General features: G+C 54.6%; 19 protein-coding genes. 17 read left to right on the top strand and 2 right to left on the bottom strand.

Annotation, left to right across the window (positions count from 1 at the left end):
- The first annotated feature begins 2 nt into the window (after window positions 1-2).
- From rplO to bfr, 10 genes are all read left to right on the top strand, one after another.
- Window positions 3-440 carry a 50S ribosomal protein L15 gene (rplO, locus tag P2T68_RS32785; protein WP_003176407.1) on the top strand — a complete coding sequence of 146 codons (438 nt, stop codon included), beginning with the start codon at window positions 3-5 and terminating at the stop codon, window positions 438-440.
- Entirely contained in the window at window positions 441-1,769 is a 1,329-nt protein-coding gene (gene secY / locus P2T68_RS32780; RefSeq protein WP_003176406.1) for a preprotein translocase subunit SecY, read from the top strand.
- A gap of 27 nt (window positions 1,770-1,796) precedes the next feature.
- Entirely contained in the window at window positions 1,797-1,913 is a 117-nt protein-coding gene (gene rpmJ / locus P2T68_RS32775; RefSeq protein WP_002555468.1) for a 50S ribosomal protein L36, read from the top strand.
- Between the two features lie 129 nt (window positions 1,914-2,042).
- Window positions 2,043-2,399: a 30S ribosomal protein S13 gene (rpsM, locus tag P2T68_RS32770; RefSeq protein ID WP_024077676.1), complete on the top strand. Its 357-nt coding sequence runs from the start codon at window positions 2,043-2,045 to the stop codon at window positions 2,397-2,399.
- 30 nt (window positions 2,400-2,429) lie between these two features.
- Window positions 2,430-2,819: a 30S ribosomal protein S11 gene (gene rpsK, locus P2T68_RS32765; RefSeq protein WP_002555466.1), complete on the top strand. Its 390-nt coding sequence runs from the start codon at window positions 2,430-2,432 to the stop codon at window positions 2,817-2,819.
- An 18-nt stretch (window positions 2,820-2,837) separates the two neighbouring features.
- Window positions 2,838-3,458 (top strand): 30S ribosomal protein S4, encoded by a 621-nt coding sequence (gene rpsD / locus P2T68_RS32760; RefSeq protein ID WP_003176404.1) that lies wholly within the window; start codon window positions 2,838-2,840, stop codon window positions 3,456-3,458.
- Between the two features lie 22 nt (window positions 3,459-3,480).
- Window positions 3,481-4,482 (top strand): DNA-directed RNA polymerase subunit alpha, encoded by a 1,002-nt coding sequence (rpoA, locus tag P2T68_RS32755; protein ID WP_003176403.1) that lies wholly within the window; start codon window positions 3,481-3,483, stop codon window positions 4,480-4,482.
- 41 nt (window positions 4,483-4,523) lie between these two features.
- The gene (gene rplQ, locus P2T68_RS32750) at window positions 4,524-4,910 is read left to right on the top strand and encodes a 50S ribosomal protein L17 (RefSeq protein WP_007918448.1); all 387 of its coding nucleotides are present in this window, start codon (window positions 4,524-4,526) and stop codon (window positions 4,908-4,910) included.
- A gap of 237 nt (window positions 4,911-5,147) precedes the next feature.
- Window positions 5,148-6,596: a catalase gene (locus P2T68_RS32745; protein ID WP_150295741.1), complete on the top strand. Its 1,449-nt coding sequence runs from the start codon at window positions 5,148-5,150 to the stop codon at window positions 6,594-6,596.
- 155 nt (window positions 6,597-6,751) lie between these two features.
- Complete coding sequence (bfr, locus tag P2T68_RS32740) at window positions 6,752-7,216, top strand: bacterioferritin (protein ID WP_015886133.1); 465 nt, start codon at window positions 6,752-6,754, stop codon at window positions 7,214-7,216.
- A gap of 66 nt (window positions 7,217-7,282) precedes the next feature.
- Here the strand turns inward: bfr and uvrA are convergent, their stop codons facing one another.
- Complete coding sequence (uvrA, locus tag P2T68_RS32735; protein ID WP_069077106.1) at window positions 7,283-10,117, bottom strand: excinuclease ABC subunit UvrA; 2,835 nt, start codon at window positions 10,115-10,117, stop codon at window positions 7,283-7,285.
- A 178-nt stretch (window positions 10,118-10,295) separates the two neighbouring features.
- Here uvrA and P2T68_RS32730 point away from each other — a divergent pair, with 178 nt between their 5' ends.
- The 7 genes from P2T68_RS32730 to P2T68_RS32700 all read left to right on the top strand — a co-directional run bounded on the left by P2T68_RS32730 (window position 10,296) and on the right by P2T68_RS32700 (window position 18,061).
- Window positions 10,296-11,690 (top strand): MFS transporter, encoded by a 1,395-nt coding sequence (locus P2T68_RS32730; protein ID WP_024077673.1) that lies wholly within the window; start codon window positions 10,296-10,298, stop codon window positions 11,688-11,690.
- Between the two features lie 9 nt (window positions 11,691-11,699).
- Complete coding sequence (locus tag P2T68_RS32725; RefSeq protein ID WP_003232445.1) at window positions 11,700-12,215, top strand: single-stranded DNA-binding protein; 516 nt, start codon at window positions 11,700-11,702, stop codon at window positions 12,213-12,215.
- 142 nt (window positions 12,216-12,357) lie between these two features.
- Window positions 12,358-13,578, top strand: a complete 1,221-nt coding sequence (locus P2T68_RS32720; RefSeq protein WP_277378816.1) for a site-specific integrase — start codon at window positions 12,358-12,360, stop codon at window positions 13,576-13,578.
- Complete coding sequence (locus P2T68_RS32715) at window positions 13,575-15,089, top strand: site-specific integrase (protein WP_277378815.1); 1,515 nt, start codon at window positions 13,575-13,577, stop codon at window positions 15,087-15,089. The genes P2T68_RS32720 and P2T68_RS32715 overlap by 4 nt, the downstream gene beginning before the upstream one ends.
- The gene (locus tag P2T68_RS32710; protein WP_277378814.1) at window positions 15,082-17,091 is read left to right on the top strand and encodes an integrase; all 2,010 of its coding nucleotides are present in this window, start codon (window positions 15,082-15,084) and stop codon (window positions 17,089-17,091) included. The genes P2T68_RS32715 and P2T68_RS32710 overlap by 8 nt, the downstream gene beginning before the upstream one ends.
- On the top strand, window positions 17,084-17,488 hold the full coding sequence (locus P2T68_RS32705) for a hypothetical protein (protein WP_277378813.1): 405 nt from the start codon (window positions 17,084-17,086) through the stop codon (window positions 17,486-17,488). Before P2T68_RS32710 ends, P2T68_RS32705 begins: the two co-directional genes overlap by 8 nt.
- Window positions 17,489-17,656: 168 nt before the next feature.
- Window positions 17,657-18,061, top strand: coding sequence for a hypothetical protein (locus P2T68_RS32700; RefSeq protein ID WP_277378812.1), 405 nt, complete (start codon window positions 17,657-17,659; stop codon window positions 18,059-18,061).
- Window positions 18,062-18,289: 228 nt separating this feature from the next.
- On the opposite strand, the gene P2T68_RS32695 is transcribed toward P2T68_RS32700, so the two are convergent.
- Window positions 18,290-18,913 (bottom strand): hypothetical protein, encoded by a 624-nt coding sequence (locus P2T68_RS32695; RefSeq protein ID WP_277378811.1) that lies wholly within the window; start codon window positions 18,911-18,913, stop codon window positions 18,290-18,292.
- Between the last annotated feature and the right edge of the window lie 507 nt (window positions 18,914-19,420).

Here is a 19,420-nt window from a genome sequence, read left to right as displayed (position 1 = left end):
CGATGAAACTCAATGATCTGAGTCCAGCGCCGGGTTCCCGTCGCGAAAAGCATCGTCCGGGCCGTGGTATCGGTAGCGGTTTGGGTAAGACTGGTGGCCGTGGCCACAAAGGTCAAACCTCCCGCTCCGGTGGCACCATTGCTCCAGGCTTTGAAGGCGGTCAACAGCCGCTGCATCGTCGCCTGCCTAAGTTCGGTTTCGTTTCCCTGAAGGCCATGGACCGCGCAGAAGTGCGTCTGTCCGAGCTGGCTAAAGTGGAAGGCGACATCGTTACTGTGCAGACCCTGAAAGATGCCAACGTGATCAACGTCAACGTACAGCGTGTGAAAATCATGCTGTCCGGTGAAGTGACTCGCGCTGTCACTATCGGCAAGGGAATCGGCGCCACCAAAGGTGCGCGTTCGGCTATCGAAGCAGCTGGCGGCAAGTTCGAGGAATAAATGGCTAAGCAAGGTGCTCTCTCAGCGCTCGGCAAAGGCGGTATGTCTGAACTTTGGGCTCGTCTGCGTTTTCTGTTCCTGGCGATTATCGTCTACCGAATAGGCGCACACATCCCGGTTCCAGGTATCAATCCGGACCGACTCGCAGACCTGTTTCGACAGAATGAGGGGACCATTCTTAGCTTGTTCAACATGTTTTCTGGCGGCGCGCTGGAACGGATGAGCATTTTTGCACTGGGGATCATGCCGTACATCTCGGCATCGATCATCATGCAACTGATGACAGCCGTCAGCCCGCAGCTGGAGCAGTTGAAGAAGGAAGGTGAAGCTGGCCGTCGCAAGATTAGCCAGTACACCCGCTACGGCACTGTCATCCTCGCCCTGGTTCAAGCTATCGGCATGTCCGTTGGCCTGGCGGGGCAGGGTGTTGCGTTCACTGGTGACTTTGGCTTCCATTTCGTCGCGGTATCCACGTTTGTGGCTGGTGCGATGTTCATGATGTGGCTGGGTGAGCAGATTACTGAGCGTGGTGTTGGCAACGGTATCTCGATGTTGATTTTCGCAGGTATCGTCGCCGGTCTTCCGAGAGCAATCGGGCAGTCTTTCGAGTCTGCACGTCAGGGTGATATCAACATTTTCGCCTTGGTTGCCATCGGTTTGCTGGCAGTAGCGATTATCGGTTTTGTGGTGTTCATTGAGCGTGGCCAGCGTCGTATTGCTGTTCACTACGCCAAGCGTCAGCAGGGCCGCAAGGTTTTTGCTGCGCAGACCAGCCACTTGCCGCTGAAAGTGAATATGGCCGGTGTTATTCCGGCAATCTTCGCGAGCAGCATCTTGCTGTTTCCGGCTTCGTTGGGTACCTGGTTTGGTCAGTCTGAAAATATGGGCTGGCTGCAGGACCTCTCTCAGTCGATCGCTCCTGGTCAGCCGTTGAATATTCTGCTGTTTAGTGCAGGGATTATTTTCTTCTGCTTCTTCTATACGGCGTTGATGTTCAATCCGAAAGACGTAGCGGAAAACCTGAAGAAGTCCGGTGCCTTTATTCCGGGCATCCGTCCAGGTGAGCAGTCTGCACGCTACATTGATGGCGTTCTGACTCGTTTGACCCTGTTCGGTGCTCTATATATGACGGCCGTCTGCTTGTTGCCCCAGTTCCTGGTGGTTGCAGCAAACGTTCCGTTCTACCTTGGCGGGACCTCGTTGCTGATCGTGGTCGTGGTTGTGATGGACTTCATGTCCCAAGTACAATCGCACCTCGTTTCGCACCAGTACGAATCCCTGATGAAGAAAGCCAACCTGAAGGGTTACGGCAGCGGCATGTTGCGCTGAGTACCCATAAGGTTCGAGGAGTTGGTGATGAAAGTTCGTGCATCGGTGAAAAAGCTGTGCCGTAACTGCAAGATTATTCGCCGCGAAGGTGTTGTTCGAGTAATTTGCAGCGCGGAACCGCGTCACAAACAGCGCCAAGGCTGAGTGTGATCCGCTTGAAGCCCGGCAGCTAGTGCGCTGCCGGGTTGATTATTTGTTATTACAGCGATATTATCTCGCGCCCTATTTCTTGGCTTCCGGGGCGTAGGTAGCTGTCAATTGGAGTCCCACTGAATGGCCCGTATTGCAGGCGTTAACATTCCAGATAACAAGCACACTGTTATCTCGCTGACCTACATCTATGGTGTTGGTCGCACTACTGCGCAGAAAATTTGCGCAGTTGCTGGGGTAAACCCAGCCGCTAAGATCAAGGATCTGAGCGACGAGCAGATTGAATTGCTGCGTGGCGAAGTGGCGAAGTTCACCACTGAAGGTGACCTGCGTCGCGAAATCAACATGAAAATCAAGCGTTTGATGGACCTCGGTTGCTATCGCGGTCTGCGTCATCGTCGTGGTCTTCCAGTACGCGGTCAGCGTACCAAGACTAACGCGCGTACCCGTAAAGGTCCGCGTAAGCCGATCCGCAAGTAATCGCCCCAGCGAATCGACAGGAAAATTATCATGGCAAAACCTGCTGCTCGTCCTCGTAAAAAAGTTAAAAAGACAGTGGTTGATGGCATCGCCCACATCCATGCATCTTTTAACAACACCATCGTGACCATCACCGACCGTCAAGGTAACGCGCTTTCTTGGGCTACCTCCGGTGGTTCGGGTTTCCGCGGTTCCCGCAAGTCCACCCCGTTTGCTGCTCAAGTAGCTGCTGAACGTGCTGGTCAAGCTGCGCTGGAATATGGCCTGAAAAACCTCGACGTTAACGTCAAAGGTCCAGGTCCAGGTCGTGAGTCTGCTGTCCGTGCTTTGAACGGCTGTGGCTATAAGATCGCCAGCATCACCGACGTGACGCCAATCCCGCACAACGGGTGCCGTCCGCCGAAGAAGCGCCGCGTGTAATCCAGGAGATTGTAAAGAATGGCTCGTTACATTGGTCCAAAATGCAAACTCGCTCGTCGCGAAGGCACCGATCTCTTCCTGAAGAGCGGCGTGCGCGCGATCGAATCGAAGTGCAACATCGAAGCAGCACCTGGTATCCACGGCCAACGCCGCGGTCGCCAGTCCGATTACGGCACCCAACTGCGTGAAAAGCAGAAGGTCCGTCGTATCTACGGCGTTCTCGAGCGTCAGTTCAGCGGCTACTACAAAGAAGCTGCTGGCAAGAAAGGTGCAACCGGTGAAAACCTGCTGCAACTGCTCGAATGCCGTCTGGACAACGTTGTATACCGTATGGGCTTTGGTTCTACTCGTGCCGAATCCCGTCAGCTGGTATCGCACAAGTCGATCAGCGTTAACGGCCAGACCGTAAACGTTCCGTCCTACCAGGTTCGTGCTGGTGACGTGGTCGCAGTTCGCGAGAAAGCAAAAAACCAACTTCGCATTGTCCAAGCTCTCGATCTGTGTGCCCAACGTGGCCGCGTAGAATGGGTAGAAGTAGACACTGAGAAGAAGTCGGGCGTTTTCAAGAACGTTCCAGCTCGCAGTGATCTGTCCGCCGACATCAACGAAAGCCTGATTGTCGAGCTCTACTCCAAGTAAGGGCTAGAAAATAGGTGCATCCATGCAGATTTCGGTAAATGAGTTCCTGACACCCCGCCATATTGATGTGCAGGTTGTCAGTCCAACCCGCGCCAAGATCACTCTCGAGCCTCTCGAGCGTGGTTTTGGCCACACCCTGGGCAACGCGCTGCGCCGCATCCTGTTGTCCTCAATGCCCGGCTGTGCAGTAGTCGAGGCCGAGATTGACGGTGTGCTCCACGAGTACAGCGCCATCGAAGGTGTACAGGAAGACGTAATTGAAATCCTGTTGAACCTTAAAGGTCTGGCTATCAAGCTGCACGGCCGTGACGAAGTTACGCTGACCTTGTCGAAGAAGGGTTCGGGGGTGGTTACCGCTGCCGATATTCAGCTGGATCATGATGTCGAGATCGTTAACCCCGATCACGTAATCGCTAACCTGGCGTCTAACGGCGCCCTGAACATGAAGCTCACTGTAGCTCGTGGTCGTGGTTATGAACCGGCCGACTCGCGTCAGAGCGATGAAGACGAAAGCCGCAGCATTGGTCGCTTGCAGCTTGACTCTTCGTTCAGCCCGGTTCGCCGTATCGCATACGTGGTGGAAAACGCCCGTGTCGAGCAGCGTACTAACCTGGACAAGCTGGTTATTGATCTGGAAACCAACGGTACTCTGGATCCTGAAGAGGCTATCCGCCGCGCTGCAACCATTCTGCAACAGCAGTTGGCTGCGTTCGTCGACCTCAAAGGTGACAGCGAACCAGTGGTAATCGAGCAGGAAGACGAGATCGATCCGATCCTGCTTCGCCCGGTTGACGATCTGGAACTGACTGTACGTTCGGCTAACTGCCTTAAGGCGGAAAACATTTACTACATCGGCGACCTGATTCAGCGTACCGAAGTAGAACTGTTGAAGACTCCGAACCTGGGCAAGAAATCCTTGACTGAAATCAAGGACGTTCTGGCCTCCCGCGGTCTGTCCCTCGGCATGCGCCTCGACAACTGGCCGCCTGCAAGTCTTAAGAAGGACGACAAGGCGACTGCCTGATCGTCGTAATCACCGAACGTGAGTTTGGTAAGGAATGAACCATGCGTCATCGTAAAAGTGGTCGTCACCTGAGCCGTACCAGCTCGCACCGCAAGGCCATGTTCCAAAACATGGCGGTGTCGCTGTTCGAGCACGAGCTGATCAAAACTACACTGCCGAAAGCTAAAGAACTGCGTCGCGTTGCTGAGCCGCTGATCACTTTGGCTAAGACAGACAGCCTGGCTAACCGCCGTCTGGCTTTCGACCGTACTCGTTCGAAAGCTATCGTTGGTAAGCTCTTCAACGACCTGGGCAAGCGTTATGCTACCCGTGAGGGTGGCTACCTGCGCATCCTCAAGTGCGGTTTCCGCACTGGCGACAACGCGCCTATGGCGTACGTCGAGTTGGTTGATCGTGCTACTGCCGGCGAAGCTGTAAGCGCCGAGTAAGACGACAGTCTGTAACGAAGAACCGGGCCTAGTGCCCGGTTTTTTGTGCGCGCGACAAAAGCGCGATATGTACAAGTTTCCTGCTGTGGCGTTGGGCACTATGGGGCTTGGATTGTTGGTAGAAATTTTCTATTGAGGCTCACAATTTAATGAATTTGTAGCCGTCATGTTGATGATTAATACTTCCTCCAAGCCGATTAGCCTGTAGTTCCAAGTCCGACCAGAGGAAAATTGAACATGAGCCAGAACAAAATCCTTACCACCGCCAGCGGTGCACCCGTTGCGGACAACCAGAATTCCCGTTCCGCCGGCCCACGAGGCCCGTTGCTGCTCGACGACTTTCACCTGATCGAGAAGCTCGCCCACTTCAACCGCGAAAATATTCCAGAGCGTCGTGTGCACGCCAAGGGTTCGGGCGCCTACGGTACCTTCACGGTCACCCGAGACATCACTCAATACACCAGTGCCAAGCTGTTCGAAGCCGTGGGCAAGCAAACCCCGACGTTCCTGCGGTTCTCCACAGTAGGTGGTGAGCGTGGTTCGGCTGACACTGAACGTGATCCACGTGGTTTCGCCTTGAAGTTCTACACCGAAGAAGGCAACTGGGACATCGTCGGTAACAACACCCCGGTGTTCTTCATCCGCGATCCGTTGAAATTCCCTGACTTCATTCACACCCAAAAGCGCCTGCCGCAAAGCAACTTGAAGAGCGCGCAGATGATGTGGGACTTCTGGTCGCACTCTCCAGAGGCGCTGCATCAGGTCACTATCCTGTTTTCGGACCGAGGCATTCCTGATGGCTACCGTCACATGCATGGCTTCGGCAGTCACACCTACAGCCTGATTAATGCCAAGGGTGAGCGTCACTGGGTCAAGTGGCACTACAAAACCAAGCAGGGCATCAAGAACCTGGCGCCGGCAGAAGCAGCGCGGCTGGCAGGTACCGATCCTGATTATGCACAGCGTGATCTGTTCGGTGCGATCGAGCGCGGTGACTTCCCGAAATGGCGTGTGTGCATTCAGATCATGACCGAGGCCCAGGCCAACGCTCATTACGAGAACCCTTTTGACGTGACCAAGACCTGGTCGCAGAAGGAATTCCCATTGATCGAAGTCGGTGAATTGGAACTCAACCGCAACCCGCAGAACTACTTCGCCGAAGTAGAACAAGCAGCGTTCGGTCCAAGCAACATGGTGCCAGGTGTTGGTCTGTCTCCAGACCGTATGCTTCAGGGGCGTGTCTTCGCTTATGCAGATGCTCACCGCTACCGCGTCGGTACCAATCATCAGCAACTGCCGGTAAACGCCCCACGTAGCCCGGTGAACAGCTATCAGCGTGATGGTTCGATGGCATTCGGCAGTAATGGTGGCGCGGCTCCTAACTACGAGCCAAACAGCTACGCTGACGCACCGAAGCAAGCACCACAATACGCTGAGCCTGCCTTGGCCCTGAGCGGTGCGGCGGATCGTTACGATCACCGCGAAGACACCGACTATTACAGCCACGCCGGCGCGTTGTTCCGCCTGATGAATGATGAGCAGAAAGCGTTGCTCACCAGCAACATCGCCGGAGCCATGGCCGGTGTTTCCAGCGATGTCGTTCAGCGCCAATTGCAGCACTTTTTCAAGGCTGATCCTGCTTATGGAGAAGCAATCGCAAAGGCGCTCGGTGTATCGCTTAACTGACTCTAAACGATAAGCAGAACCGCCCTCATTTGGGCGGTTTTTGCGTTAATTCGACCACTTTTCTCAGTAAATCTGCACTTTTCTGCTGTTGATCCCGTGACCTGGGAGTCATCATGGTTCAAACTACAGACTTTCAAGCAGGGAGATGTAGGGCGATGCAAGGTCACCCCGACGTAATCGATTACCTCAACACGTTGCTGACGGGCGAACTGGCTGCTCGTGACCAATATTTCATCCATTCGCGCATGTATGAAGACTGGGGCTTTACCGAGCTCTATGAGCGTATCAATCACGAAATGGAAGAAGAGGCACAGCATGCCGACGCACTGATGCGCCGTATCCTGATGCTCGAGGGCACGCCACGTATGCGTCCCGATGACCTTGATGTGGGCACCACGGTGCCTGACATGCTCGCTGCCGACCTGCGCCTCGAGTACAAGGTGCGTGCCGCGCTCTGCAAGGGCATCGAGCTCTGCGAGCAGCACAACGACTATGTCACCCGGGAAATCCTGCGGGTGCAGCTGAATGACACCGAAGAAGATCACACCTATTGGCTGGAAAAGCAGTTGGGCCTGATCAAGTTGGTTGGCTTGGAGAATTACCTGCAATCGCAGTTCTGATTCCCGGCTACAAAAAAGCCCCCGTCACTGCTGAAGTGACGGGGGCTTTTTATCGGGCTTGATAAATCAGGCCCGGTCGCGTGCCAGCAAGGGCTTGAGGTAGTAACCCGTGTGGGACTGTGGCATTTCGGAGACCTGCTCCGGCGTGCCCACCGCAATGATCTGGCCACCCTTGGAACCGCCTTCCGGGCCGAGGTCAACCAGCCAGTCGGCCGTCTTGATCACATCCAGATTGTGCTCGATCACCACCACGGTGTTGCCGTGGTCGCGCAGGCGATGCAAGACATCCAGCAACTGTTGAATATCCGCGAAATGCAGGCCGGTAGTTGGCTCATCCAGGATATACAAGGTCTTGCCGGTATCGCGCTTGGACAGCTCGCGAGACAGCTTCACCCGTTGCGCTTCACCACCGGATAGAGTGGTCGCGGACTGCCCAAGTTTGATATAGGACAAGCCCACATCCATCAGCGTTTGCAGCTTGCGCGCCAGCGCCGGGACCGCATCGAAGAACACCCGCGCTTCCTCGATAGTCATTTCCAGGGTTTCGTGGATGCTCTTGCCCTTGTACTTGATCTCCAGGGTTTCGCGGTTGTAGCGCTTGCTCTTGCACACATCGCACGGCACATAGATGTCTGGCAGGAAGTGCATCTCCACCTTGATCAAGCCATCACCCTGGCATGCTTCGCAGCGCCCGCCTTTGACGTTGAACGAGAACCGGCCAGGCCCGTAGCCCCGCGAGCGAGATTCCGGAACGCCAGCGAACAGTTCGCGAATCGGCGTGAACAGCCCTGTGTAGGTTGCCGGATTGGAGCGTGGTGTGCGGCCAATCGGGCTCTGGTCGATATCGACCACTTTGTCCAGGTGCTCCAGGCCCTTGATGCTGTCGTGTGCCGCCGCTTCCAGGGTGGTCGCGCCGTTCAGGGCGGTGGCACTCAGTGGGAACAGGGTGTTGTTGATCAGCGTGGATTTGCCTGAACCGGAAACACCGGTTACGCACGTCAGCAAGCCCAGGGGAATTTCCAGGTCGACATTGCGCAAGTTGTTGCCCCGCGCGCCCTTGAGGTGCAATGCCATCTTCTTGTTACGTGGCGTACGCTTGGCTGGCACTTCAATCTTCACTCGGCCAGACAGGTACTTGCCGGTCAACGAGTCAGGGTGAGCCATGACTTCGGCGGGCGTGCCCTCGGCGACAATATGACCGCCATGCACGCCAGCCCCAGGGCCGATATCGACTACGTAGTCCGCCAGGCGGATAGCGTCTTCATCATGCTCGACCACAATCACCGTGTTGCCGATATCCCGAAGGTGCTTCAAGGTGCCCAGGAGACGATCATTGTCGCGCTGGTGCAGACCGATCGACGGCTCATCGAGGATGTACAGCACACCCACCAGGCCGGCGCCAATCTGGCTGGCCAGGCGAATCCGCTGGGCTTCGCCGCCTGATAGCGTATCGGCGCTGCGATCCAGCGACAGGTAGTCCAAGCCAACGTTGACCAGGAACTGCAGGCGCTCGCGGATTTCCTTGAGGATCTTGTCGGCAATTTCCCCACGGCGCCCGGTCAGCTTGAGTGCACCGAAGTACTCGCATGCATCGCCGATTGGCAGGTTGGTGACTGCCGGCAGCGTCTTCTCGCCAACCCACACATGCCGCGCCTCACGGCGCAGGCGAGTGCCGCGGCAATCCGGGCAGGGTTGAGTGCTGAGGAACTTCGCCAGTTCTTCGCGCACGCTCGCCGATTCAGTCTCGCGGTAGCGCCGCTCCAGGTTTGGCACGATGCCTTCGAACGGGTGGGAGCGCTTGACGATATCGCCACGGTCGTTCAGGTATTTGAAATCGACGTTCTGCGAGCCACTGCCATTGAGGATGACTTTCTGCTGTTCTGCCGACAGTTGATTGAATGGCACTTCAAGGCTGAACTTGTAGTGGGACGCCAGCGACCCCAGCATCTGGAAGTAGTAGACGTTACGCCTGTCCCAGCCGCGTATCGCGCCCTCCGCCAATGTCAGCTCCCCGTTAACCAGGCGCTTGATGTCGAAGAATTGCTTCACGCCCAGGCCATCGCAGGTCGGGCAGGCGCCGGCCGGGTTGTTGAAGGAGAACAGCTTGGGTTCCAGCTCGCTGATGGCATGGCCACAGATCGGGCAGGCAAAGCGCGCGGAGAAGATGATCTCTTCGCCCGGCTCGTCATCCATCGGCGCCACTAGGGCTATACCGTCTGCCAGCTTCAACGCAGTCTCGAACGATTCTGCCAGACGCTGCTGCAGGTCGGCCCGCACTTTGAAGCGGTCGACCACCACATCGATCGAGTGCTTCTTCTGCTTGTCGAGCTTCGGCGCTTCGTCCAGTTCGTAGAGCTTGCCGTTGATGCGTGCGCGCACAAAGCCTTGCGCACGCAGCTCTTCGAATACGGAAAGGTGTTCACCCTTGCGTTCGCGAATCACCGGCGCCAGCAGCATCAGCTTGGCGCCTTCCGGTTGGGCCAGCACCAGGTCGACCATCTGGCTGACGGTCTGGGCTTCCAGTGGAATGTCGTGGTCCGGGCAACGGGGAATGCCCACCCGCGCGTACAGCAGGCGCAGGTAGTCGTAGATTTCGGTGATGGTGCCCACGGTGGAGCGCGGGTTGTGGGACGTCGACTTCTGTTCGATGGAAATCGCCGGCGACAGGCCTTCAATGGTGTCGACGTCGGGTTTTTCCATCATCGACAGGAACTGGCGGGCATAGGCCGACAGCGATTCCACATAGCGACGCTGACCTTCGGCATACAGCGTGTCGAACGCCAGGGAAGATTTGCCGGAGCCGGACAAGCCGGTGATGACGATCAATTTGTCCCGGGGCAGGGTCAGGTCGATGTTCTTCAGGTTGTGGGTTCTAGCCCCACGAATCAGGATCTTGTCCAAGATGGCCTCGCACGGCGGGCGTAAATAATGCAGGAGTATACGGCTAAAGACTGGATGAATATACACTGTCAAAGTGCCGGGTGCAGCCTTACATGAAAGCTGCGCGGCAAAGCGCCGCATATACCCTCTCAATCGATGGGACTGGTAGAATCGCCGCCGGTTCACACGAGGTTTTTCCATGCACGATCCCCACAGCGAACGCATGAGTAGCGGCGAGACCCGAGCAGCAAGCGGTCTGGCCCTGGTGTTCGCCTTCCGTATGCTTGGCATGTTTATGGTGTTGCCAGTGCTGGCGACCTATGGAATGGATCTCGCAGGAGCGACCCCCGCCTTGATCGGCCTGGCCATTGGCGCCTATGGCCTGACCCAGGCGATTTTCCAGATTCCATTCGGCATCATTTCCGACCGTATTGGCCGCCGCCCTGTGATTTACCTGGGGCTGATCGTGTTCGCTCTCGGCAGCGTGCTCGCGGCCCAGTCGGATTCGATCTGGGGCGTGATCGCCGGACGTATCCTGCAGGGGGCCGGGGCAATTTCCGCAGCGGTCATGGCCTTGCTGTCCGACCTCACCCGCGAGCAACACCGCACCAAGGCCATGGCCATGATCGGCATGACCATCGGTCTGTCGTTCGCCGTGGCGATGGTGGTCGGCCCGTTGCTGACGCGCGCCTTTGGCTTGCACGGCTTGTTCCTGGCCACCGGCGGCATGGCGTTGTTCGGGATCGTGATCGTGGCCTTCATGGTGCCGCGCTCCACCGGCACGTTGCAGCACCGTGAGTCGGGCGTCGCCCGCAAGGCCCTGTTGCCGACACTCAAGCATCCGGATTTGCTGCGCCTGGATTTAGGTATCTTCGTATTACACGCAATGCTGATGTGCAGTTTCGTCGCCTTGCCCCTGGCCCTGGTGCAAAAAGCCGGGTTGCCCAAGGAGCAGCACTGGTGGGTCTACCTGACTGCCCTCCTGATTTCGTTCTTCGCCATGATCCCCTTCATCATCTACGGCGAGAAGAAACGCAAAATGAAACGAGTTTTACTCGGCGCCGTCGCGACGCTGATGCTCACTGAGCTATTCTTCTGGCAGTTCGGCGACAGCCTGCGGGCACTGGTAATCGGTACGGTGGTGTTCTTCACCGCATTCAACCTGCTGGAGGCCTCGTTGCCTTCGCTGATCAGTAAAGTTTCACCGGCCGGTGGCAAGGGCACGGCAATGGGGGTGTACTCCACCAGCCAGTTCCTTGGTTCTGCACTGGGCGGCATCATGGGTGGCTGGATGTTCCAGCACGGCGGTTTGTCGGTTGTGTTCCTGGGATGTGCCGGGCTGGCTGCACTTTGGCTGGCCTTTGCTGTTACCATGCGCGAACCTCCCTACGTCACAAGTCTGCGTTTGCCGCTATCGCCCGAGGCGATCCGTGAAAGCGGTCTGGTAGAGCGCCTCAAGGCCGTCGTTGGGGTAACCGATGCAGTCGTGGTTGCTGAAGAAGCAGCCATTTACATCAAATTGGACACCGAATTATTGGATCGCGCGACGCTCGAGCAACTGGTCAACCCAGTGCCGACAGCGCGCCCAGCTTAGGAGAACGTTATGGCCCGTGGGGTTAACAAAGTCATATTGGTCGGTACATGCGGCCAGGATCCCGAAGTTCGCTACTTGCCTAACGGTAATGCCGTGACCAACCTGAGTCTGGCGACCAGCGAACAGTGGACCGACAAGCAGACCGGCCAGAAGGTCGAGAAAACCGAATGGCACCGCGTGTCGATGTTCGGCAAGGTGGCAGAGATCGCCGGTGAGTACCTGCGCAAAGGCTCGCAGGTCTACATCGAAGGCAAGCTGCAAACCCGCGAGTGGGAAAAAGACGGTATCAAGCGTTACACCACTGAAATCGTGGTCGACATGCAAGGCACCATGCAACTGCTGGGCGGCCGTCCACAGGGCGACCAACAGGGCCAGGGCGGCATGTCCAACTCGGCACCGCGCCCACAGCAGTCCCGTCCGCAGCCAAGCCAGCAGCCACAACGTGAGTCGCGCCCAGCGCCACAACAGGCCGCTCCGCAACCGGCTCCGGATTTCGACAGTTTTGATGACGATATCCCGTTCTGAGAGTTACCTTAGCCTAAATTGTAAGGTTTAGTCTTGAGACCCCCGCGCTGCGGGGGTTTCGCGTTTTTACGGATGTAAAAAATACCTTGAGCAATCTGAGCTGAATTAATACTCTGTAAAAACGTAAAGATTAGGGGCTGCAATGGAACTGTCAGTGCGCAGGATTAAGTCCTCGAATGGTGAGCGATTTGTCGTTCTCGTCGACGAGTCGGGCATGCCCCTCTTCTACCCCGCGTTGTACGTCACTGTGCATATGCGTGGACGGTCGCTGGCCGTGAACACAATCCAGAATGCGCTCAATGCGCTGAAGGCCTTATACGCTTGGCAGAGCTATTACGGCATTGATGTCGAGTCGCGCTTTTCACGCCGCGAGTTACTCCAAGCCCACGAAGTCCATTCACTGCGTGATTTCATGCAGAAACCTTTGCTCGACGAAAATGACGGCAAGGTCGTTTCGATTTCCCGCAGGTCCAAAACCGTTAGTACAAGCAATCAATATGCGCGTATGTCAGTGATAGCCGATTACCTTGGCTTCCTTGCTGGCCAGCATCAATTGCCGTCTAGTCCTGTTGGCCGTGACAGTGCCGAGCGAATGGTTGCGCAGATCAAAGCCAACCGTCCCAAGACATCGAGTAAATCCAGCATAGATAGAGACGAAAAGCACTTGGACGACACGCTTCTTGATGAGTTAGAAGCTGCATTGAAGCCAGGGGCAGGCAACAATCCTGTGCGCGAATATGCCGTCCAGGTGCGCAACGCTTTGATGTTTTCCATTCTCCGCATCACGGGGCTTCGACGCGGTGAGCTGTTGAATCTAATGATTGAAGACATCGACTTCGCAAAAAATACTCTGAGAGTCATTCGACGCCCGGACTCAAAGGAGGATGTTAGAGCCTATCAGCCTGTGGCCAAAACGCGAGAGCGTACATTCCCGTTGATTCCTGAACTCGTCGATGAGATCCATCGTTATGTGCTCAGTCATCGCAATAAGGTACTTGGGGCCAAGAAGCACGGTTATCTTTTTGTGACACATAAGTTAGGTCCTTCGCAAGGCCGGCCATTGTCGAATGCTGGATTCGGTAAATTCATGGCGGCGTTGCGTACTATCGTCGAAGGAGCGAGCGGCATTCATGCTCACTCGCTACGCCATCACTGGAATTATTCGTTCTCGAAAACCTGCGAGGGGCAGGGCATCACGCCTGAGCGTGAAGAAAAGATCCGTTCATATCTAATGGGCTGGAGTGAAACCTCTGGAACTGCCGCGACCTACAATCGCAGGCATATTAAAGAACAGGCCGGCAAGGCTGTGCTTGAACTACAAATTAAGCATTTGAGTAAAGCGCAGAAGGGAGGCGGTGAATGAATAAGCCTGTAGCGCAGTCGATCACTATCGAAGAGTTTTACTCACGTGAAGGCTATCGGGTCAGGTTTGACGATATGCGTTGGAAGCTGAGCAAGGACATTGATATCCCGATTTCCGCATTGGCGGCCAATTTGAATACGGAAATGTATATGTCTTTTAGACATGTACTTGCATTTTTTGCCAAGACAGGATCGCCAGCACATGCAGTGAACATATTTTATTCCGGAAAGCACTATCTCGAATCGACTGCTGGGCATCCACCATTCAGCGTCGAGTCGTTGATATCGTTTCGATCTACGTTAAATGATAAGACCGAGTACCGGTTGGGTACTTTGCGGGGGTTTATCAGGCAATGGGCTGCACTGGGATATGCCGGTATTCCCAGTGAGATGCTGAATTTGCTAGATAAATGGACGCTCAAAGGAAACGAGAAAGGCTATGCAGTTCAGTCCATGTGCCCTGACCGTGGGCCGCTAACCGATATTGAGATGGAAGGCGTTGTTGCGGCGGTCGTCTCGGCGTACAGCGAAAATCGACTCTCCCTTGTTGACGCATGCTACTCCATGACATTGGCCATGACGGGAAGGCGTCCGGTACAGGTCACCGGTTTGAAACTAAAAGATCTCATCCGGCAGGCGGATAATTATTTCATCAATTTTCCCCGTGCAAAGCAGCGGAATCAGTCCTGGCGTACCACGTTCAATAAGTTCGCCGTGGTCGAAGACCTCTGGCTGCTTTTGCAGCAACAGGCATTCGCGGTTCGCCAAATATTTACCAATAGGCTAGCGACGAAAATTCCCGATGAGTTGGTTCCTGAGTTACCACTTTTTCCGGCCTTGGAGGCTCTCAATGATGAGTCGGAGCTGAAGGATCAACTCCGCGGAGATCGCCTTCACGCATCAAGCGCATCAGTTACAGAGGCGATGGATCGCGTAGCGAAAATAATCAGTGTTATCAGCGAACGTACGGGCTTGCCCGTTCATCTCAACCCAACGCGCTTCCGTTACACCCTTGGTACCAACTTAGCTCGCGAAGGGAAGGGAGAGTTCGTCATCGCTGAGGCGCTCGATCATTCTGATATTCAGAATGCTGGTGTGTACGTAAAGAACATACCCGAAATTGTTGAGAGAATAGATAAGGCAGTGGCTATGCAGCTAGCGCCCATCGCCCAAGCATTTCAAGGTGTGCTCGTTGTATCTGAGAGCCATGCAAAGCGAGGAAATGACCCAAGCAGCAGAATTTCCAATGGCGCTGTAAACCTTGGCAACTGTGGCAGCTACGGTTTTTGCGGCGCATTGGCGCCTATTGCTTGTTACACCTGCAATCACTTCCAGCCTTGGTTAAACGGTCCGCATGAAGCTGTCCTGGATGGCTTGATCAACGAGCGCGACAGGGTGCTAGAGCATACGGAAGACAGAAAAATTGCTTCCGTTAACGACCGATTGATTCTTGCTGTCAGCGATGTGGTTAGCCGCTGCAATGCAATGAGAAGAGAGGTCGCTCGTGGCTGAAGTCCTCCTGTTTACGCCAAAGCATTTACTTGATGCCAAAACCAATCTCAAAGATTTCATCGAGATGTGTCGTGACAGGCTCACGGTTTTCGGCGTTGATCTCGATTGGGGTCGCGACACATGGCCGGGGGTTGGTAATTTCACGGTTATTGGTGCACCGGCTCGGGGCTTTACCGACAGCCAACTTTTGAATCCCGAGATTGTTCCTTTCGCCAAATCTTATGTGCGCTATCAGCAAGGGCATAACCCCAGCAAACTCAAGAATGAGTTCAAAGCGATCCGCTGCATCGAGAAAGCGCTTCTACAAGTCAAGGGGAGAGCCGATATCACGCTGACGGACATTCAGGTGATGGATGTAGCTGCGGAGGTCGCCCGAGAGTACAACGCGACGGCATATCAAGCAGGGAGCAGCCTGGTTCACCTCGTTAAATTTCTCAACGAAAGTAAAATTATTCCAGCGTCTATCACTTGGAAAAACCCGATCTCCAAACCCAAGGAGATACATCGGACAGACGTTGAGGGGAAAAAGAAACGGGCTGAAAAAATGCCCGACCAGCACTTACTCGAATTCATGGGGGAGATGTTCGCAAACGATCCTCAAGCCCCTCGAGATCGCTTCACAACTTCGACCTTTGCGTTGTTGATGTGCGCACCGTCGCGTATCAGTGAGGTCCAGGACCTGCCGGTGAACTGCCTGCATTCAGAAATCGATACCAAAGGTGTTGAGCGCCTTGGACTGCGTTTCTATGCCGGTAAAGGTTACGGGGCTGATATCAAGTGGGTTTCAACCGTGACGAGAGAGATAGCCGTCGAGGCGGTGCGTCGCCTCACCGAGATGTCTGAAGAAGGGCGTAGGCTGGCTACTTGGTATGAAACGCAGCCTGACAAGTTCTACCGTCACGTGGACTGTCCAAATGTTGGCGAGCTTGATCCGCTAACAGATGAGCAGGCGGCAAAGGCGCTAGGGTTGTCGGTGGAGCATCTGAATCTCAGTCCGTACTTTAAGGGCTATGAGCCTTATCAGATGCTGACGGAAAAAGGAGAGCCTTTGACCTTGGCGTTCCTGAACAAGTTTGCTCATAGCCAACTACCGGAAGGCTGGCCTTGGAAGAACAAGGAACGACACATCAGATACTCGCAAGCACTCTGCTGCTTCCGCCGTCATGAGATGCACCTTGATCGTACTACCAGTCCTTTGCTGCTTTGGACTCCGGGCAAAAGCACCTTTACTACAGATCTGAATTACATCCCAGGCCAAGAAAGCAATATTTGGCGTCGCCATGGTTACACCAATCGGGATGGCACGCAGATTTCCATGACTTCGCACCAGCTACGGCACTTCTTAAATACAGTTGCTCAAAGGGGGGACCTCGGCCAGCTTGATCTCGCAAAGTGGTCAGGTCGCGCGAACATTCATCAGAACGCTACCTACAACCACATGAGCGACGACGAATACGTTGATCTGGCTCGGTTGGCTGGAGTAGGGGGCGCTCTCGGTAAAGTTAAAACAAATGTTCCGGTTACGTTTGCTGACCTAGATGCCGTAGGCGAGGGTATCGCTCACGTAACCGAGTATGGCTTCTGCGTGCATGATTTCTCTATGTTGCCGTGCCAGAAGCATCGAGACTGCTTGAACTGCACTGAGCAGGTTTGCATCAAGGGAGATGAGGAAAGGCTGGGGCGTCTGCTGCTGCAGCGGAATGGCATTCGTATGCAGTTGGAAAAGGCACGGGAGGCCACTTTGGATGGGATGTATGGTGCTGATCGATGGAGTCAGCATCAACAAAAAACTTTGCAACGAGTGAGTCAGCTTATCGAGTTACTTGAGTCGCCAAATGTTCCGATGGGATCAGTAATCCGGTTGAGAAACGATCAAGAATTCAGCGCACTGAAGCGTGATTTAGCTGCCCGTTCAGGTTTTCCCAAGCTTGTTGCACCATCGCCATCAACAGTGCCGGCACTTGATGAGCTGCGCTCGCTGTTTGGAGAAAATCATGGCTAAACATTTGACCAACAAGGATATCGAGATCCTAGTTAACTTGATCGATGCCTGGGAAGGAAAACTGGGTTGGGATGCGCTGTGCGGAGCGGTTGCGCCTCTGATTGGTGGGCGGCCTACTCGACAGACGCTCAGCTCGCATGTCCAAGTAAAGATTGCCTTCGGGCACAAGAAAGAACAGCTTAGAAACGGATTTGTCGCGACCAAAAGGCCTGCCAGCTTGAGTATTGCAGAGCAGCGCATTAGAAGACTTGAAAGCGAAAACGATCGTCTTAAAGCAGAAAATGGCCGCCTGCTAGAGCGGTTTCTGAAATGGCAGTACAACGCATATAGCCACGGAATTAGCCAAGATAAGCTTGATGCGTCGCTGCCCTCGATTGACCGTGACTCATCAGAATGAAGCGTCAAGGATAGTCGCTTAATGCCCTCCCTTGAGCGTTCTGAACTGTTTTCCATCAATTTCGCGGGCGCTAAAAATGAGGTTTTAGTGCTAACTCAATGCGTTAACCTCGGGGAACACCCGTTCAGCTGCTGTTAGCCGATCAAAAAGCCCTCTAAGGAAGTAACCATGGCATCAGATAAAAAACAGGCCAAACGAGTTAAGCGCGCAAAAGCGAAAGCCAAGCAGGCACGGACAGTTCGCAATGGCTCGCCTCAGGGGGAGTATATTGAAACGGTTGAGGTCGCGGAGGGAATGGTCAGCTTATTCGTGCGGATGGCACAAGCAGAGGCGATTAGCCAAGTCGAAATGCTTACGACCCTAATCAGTGACTCGGGCATGGCCAAAGCGGAAACATTAGACGACGAAGTCGATATGCAGATCGTGCTTCTAAAGGTGTACGGAAGGAAGATCGAAGGAAGGGCAGAGGATTGGATGGAAGACACTAGATTCCTAGAAGCCTATGCAGAAGCTGCACGCACACTCGGCCGGGAAGAACTCATCCATGCTTGGGATGAAGCTCACGACTTTTAAAAGCTAGTCGCTGTAAAAATGTGCCTCTTTACGACTCATACTGGCTATCAGGTTGTTAGCTTTTAAGAAGCTTCATCAGTTTCAGTTGCTGTACTTCGTCGCTTCAAATATGCGAGCTTGGCACTAAGGGGGGAGGTCTGGCCTCAGCTAGTAGGCAGCGCTACTGATGTTTAAGAAAAAGCCCCCGACACCTGGGCGCGGGGCTTTTTCTCATGGAATTAGGGCCAGTCAGCTGAGTTGAATTTTTGCCATTTCCTCTACAGCATTCTCGAACTTGGCAGGGTCATTGTGATAGGCGCTGTACGCGTCAAACCCTTTGTCTCGAAACGAATTGTAAACCGACCCTTTACCGAAAATAGCAAAGCGTGCGGGTTTTACGTAACGGATCACAAGTCGGGCGCCATCGCGCGGCCCCTCATCCCATGTACTTCGTGGGTCGAAGGTGCCGTCGCTTAATTCAGTGAGTTCTTCCGCATATCCCTTGTGGGCAGCATACTCACCTTTAAGCTCCAAAGCACCGACCTCCAGCACGAAGTTGGCTTCGTGGTTGAATTTCCCCGGATTCCAAAAGGTCAGCTTGAGAGGGGCTGCAATGCGGGCGTATGAGCCAAGGCCGTCTTCTTCAACAGCCCATTCAAGCTCGCCGTTGTTGTTTAACTGCGCACCGCGCATGTCCATACCACCGCCATCTGGATAGAACATATGGTTCGCGGAGCTGGAAATGGCGTTCAACACCACGACAATATCAGCCGGGTCAGTCCATTCGGCCTTGCTCGGTATGGCATCGTTGAATACTCCTTTTACGAGATCTTCCCACTTCTGGCGTAGTTCTGAATTCCCATCATCGAGCATGACGATTTCCTTATGTGTTTGCTTGCGGGTGGCTGACCCAATGGTCCTACCGGGCTAGAAACTATAGCTTCATGGCTATCGCCATGCAGACGTTTTTTAGTACGACTTGGGTCCAGTGCCGAAGCCTAATGCCTCTGGCGTAGGCTTCCAATTCGGTGGCCTAGGGGTTGAAAGTCCGTGTTTCGGCGCAGATCCTTGAGGGTTTCAGTCTCACGGGCACGTTGTAGTTTCAACCATGCGTAGTGACGGCCGAAGTCAGACCTTCACTAACCGGCTAAAAGCTGGCGGATGCTACGGGCAGCAATCGGCCAATAGCTGCATGCACTAGCCTAAGAAACCTAATCACCAGGCGCCTCGAAGTAGCTAGGTCCCCTCGGTGGTTGTTGGGCTGCATTTGATTAGCGCGTTGTTAACAGAGAGCCCCAGCCATATAGTTCCTGTCAGGCCTAAAATCATGAACGCCATAGGCTTGGTTAGCCGATTTGTGATCTTGACCCACTCATTGAT

Source organism: Pseudomonas sp. G11, assembly GCF_029457515.1.
Taxonomy (GTDB): Bacteria; Pseudomonadota; Gammaproteobacteria; order Pseudomonadales; family Pseudomonadaceae; genus Aquipseudomonas; species Aquipseudomonas gorinensis.
This window is presented reverse-complemented; position numbering and strand designations above follow the sequence as displayed.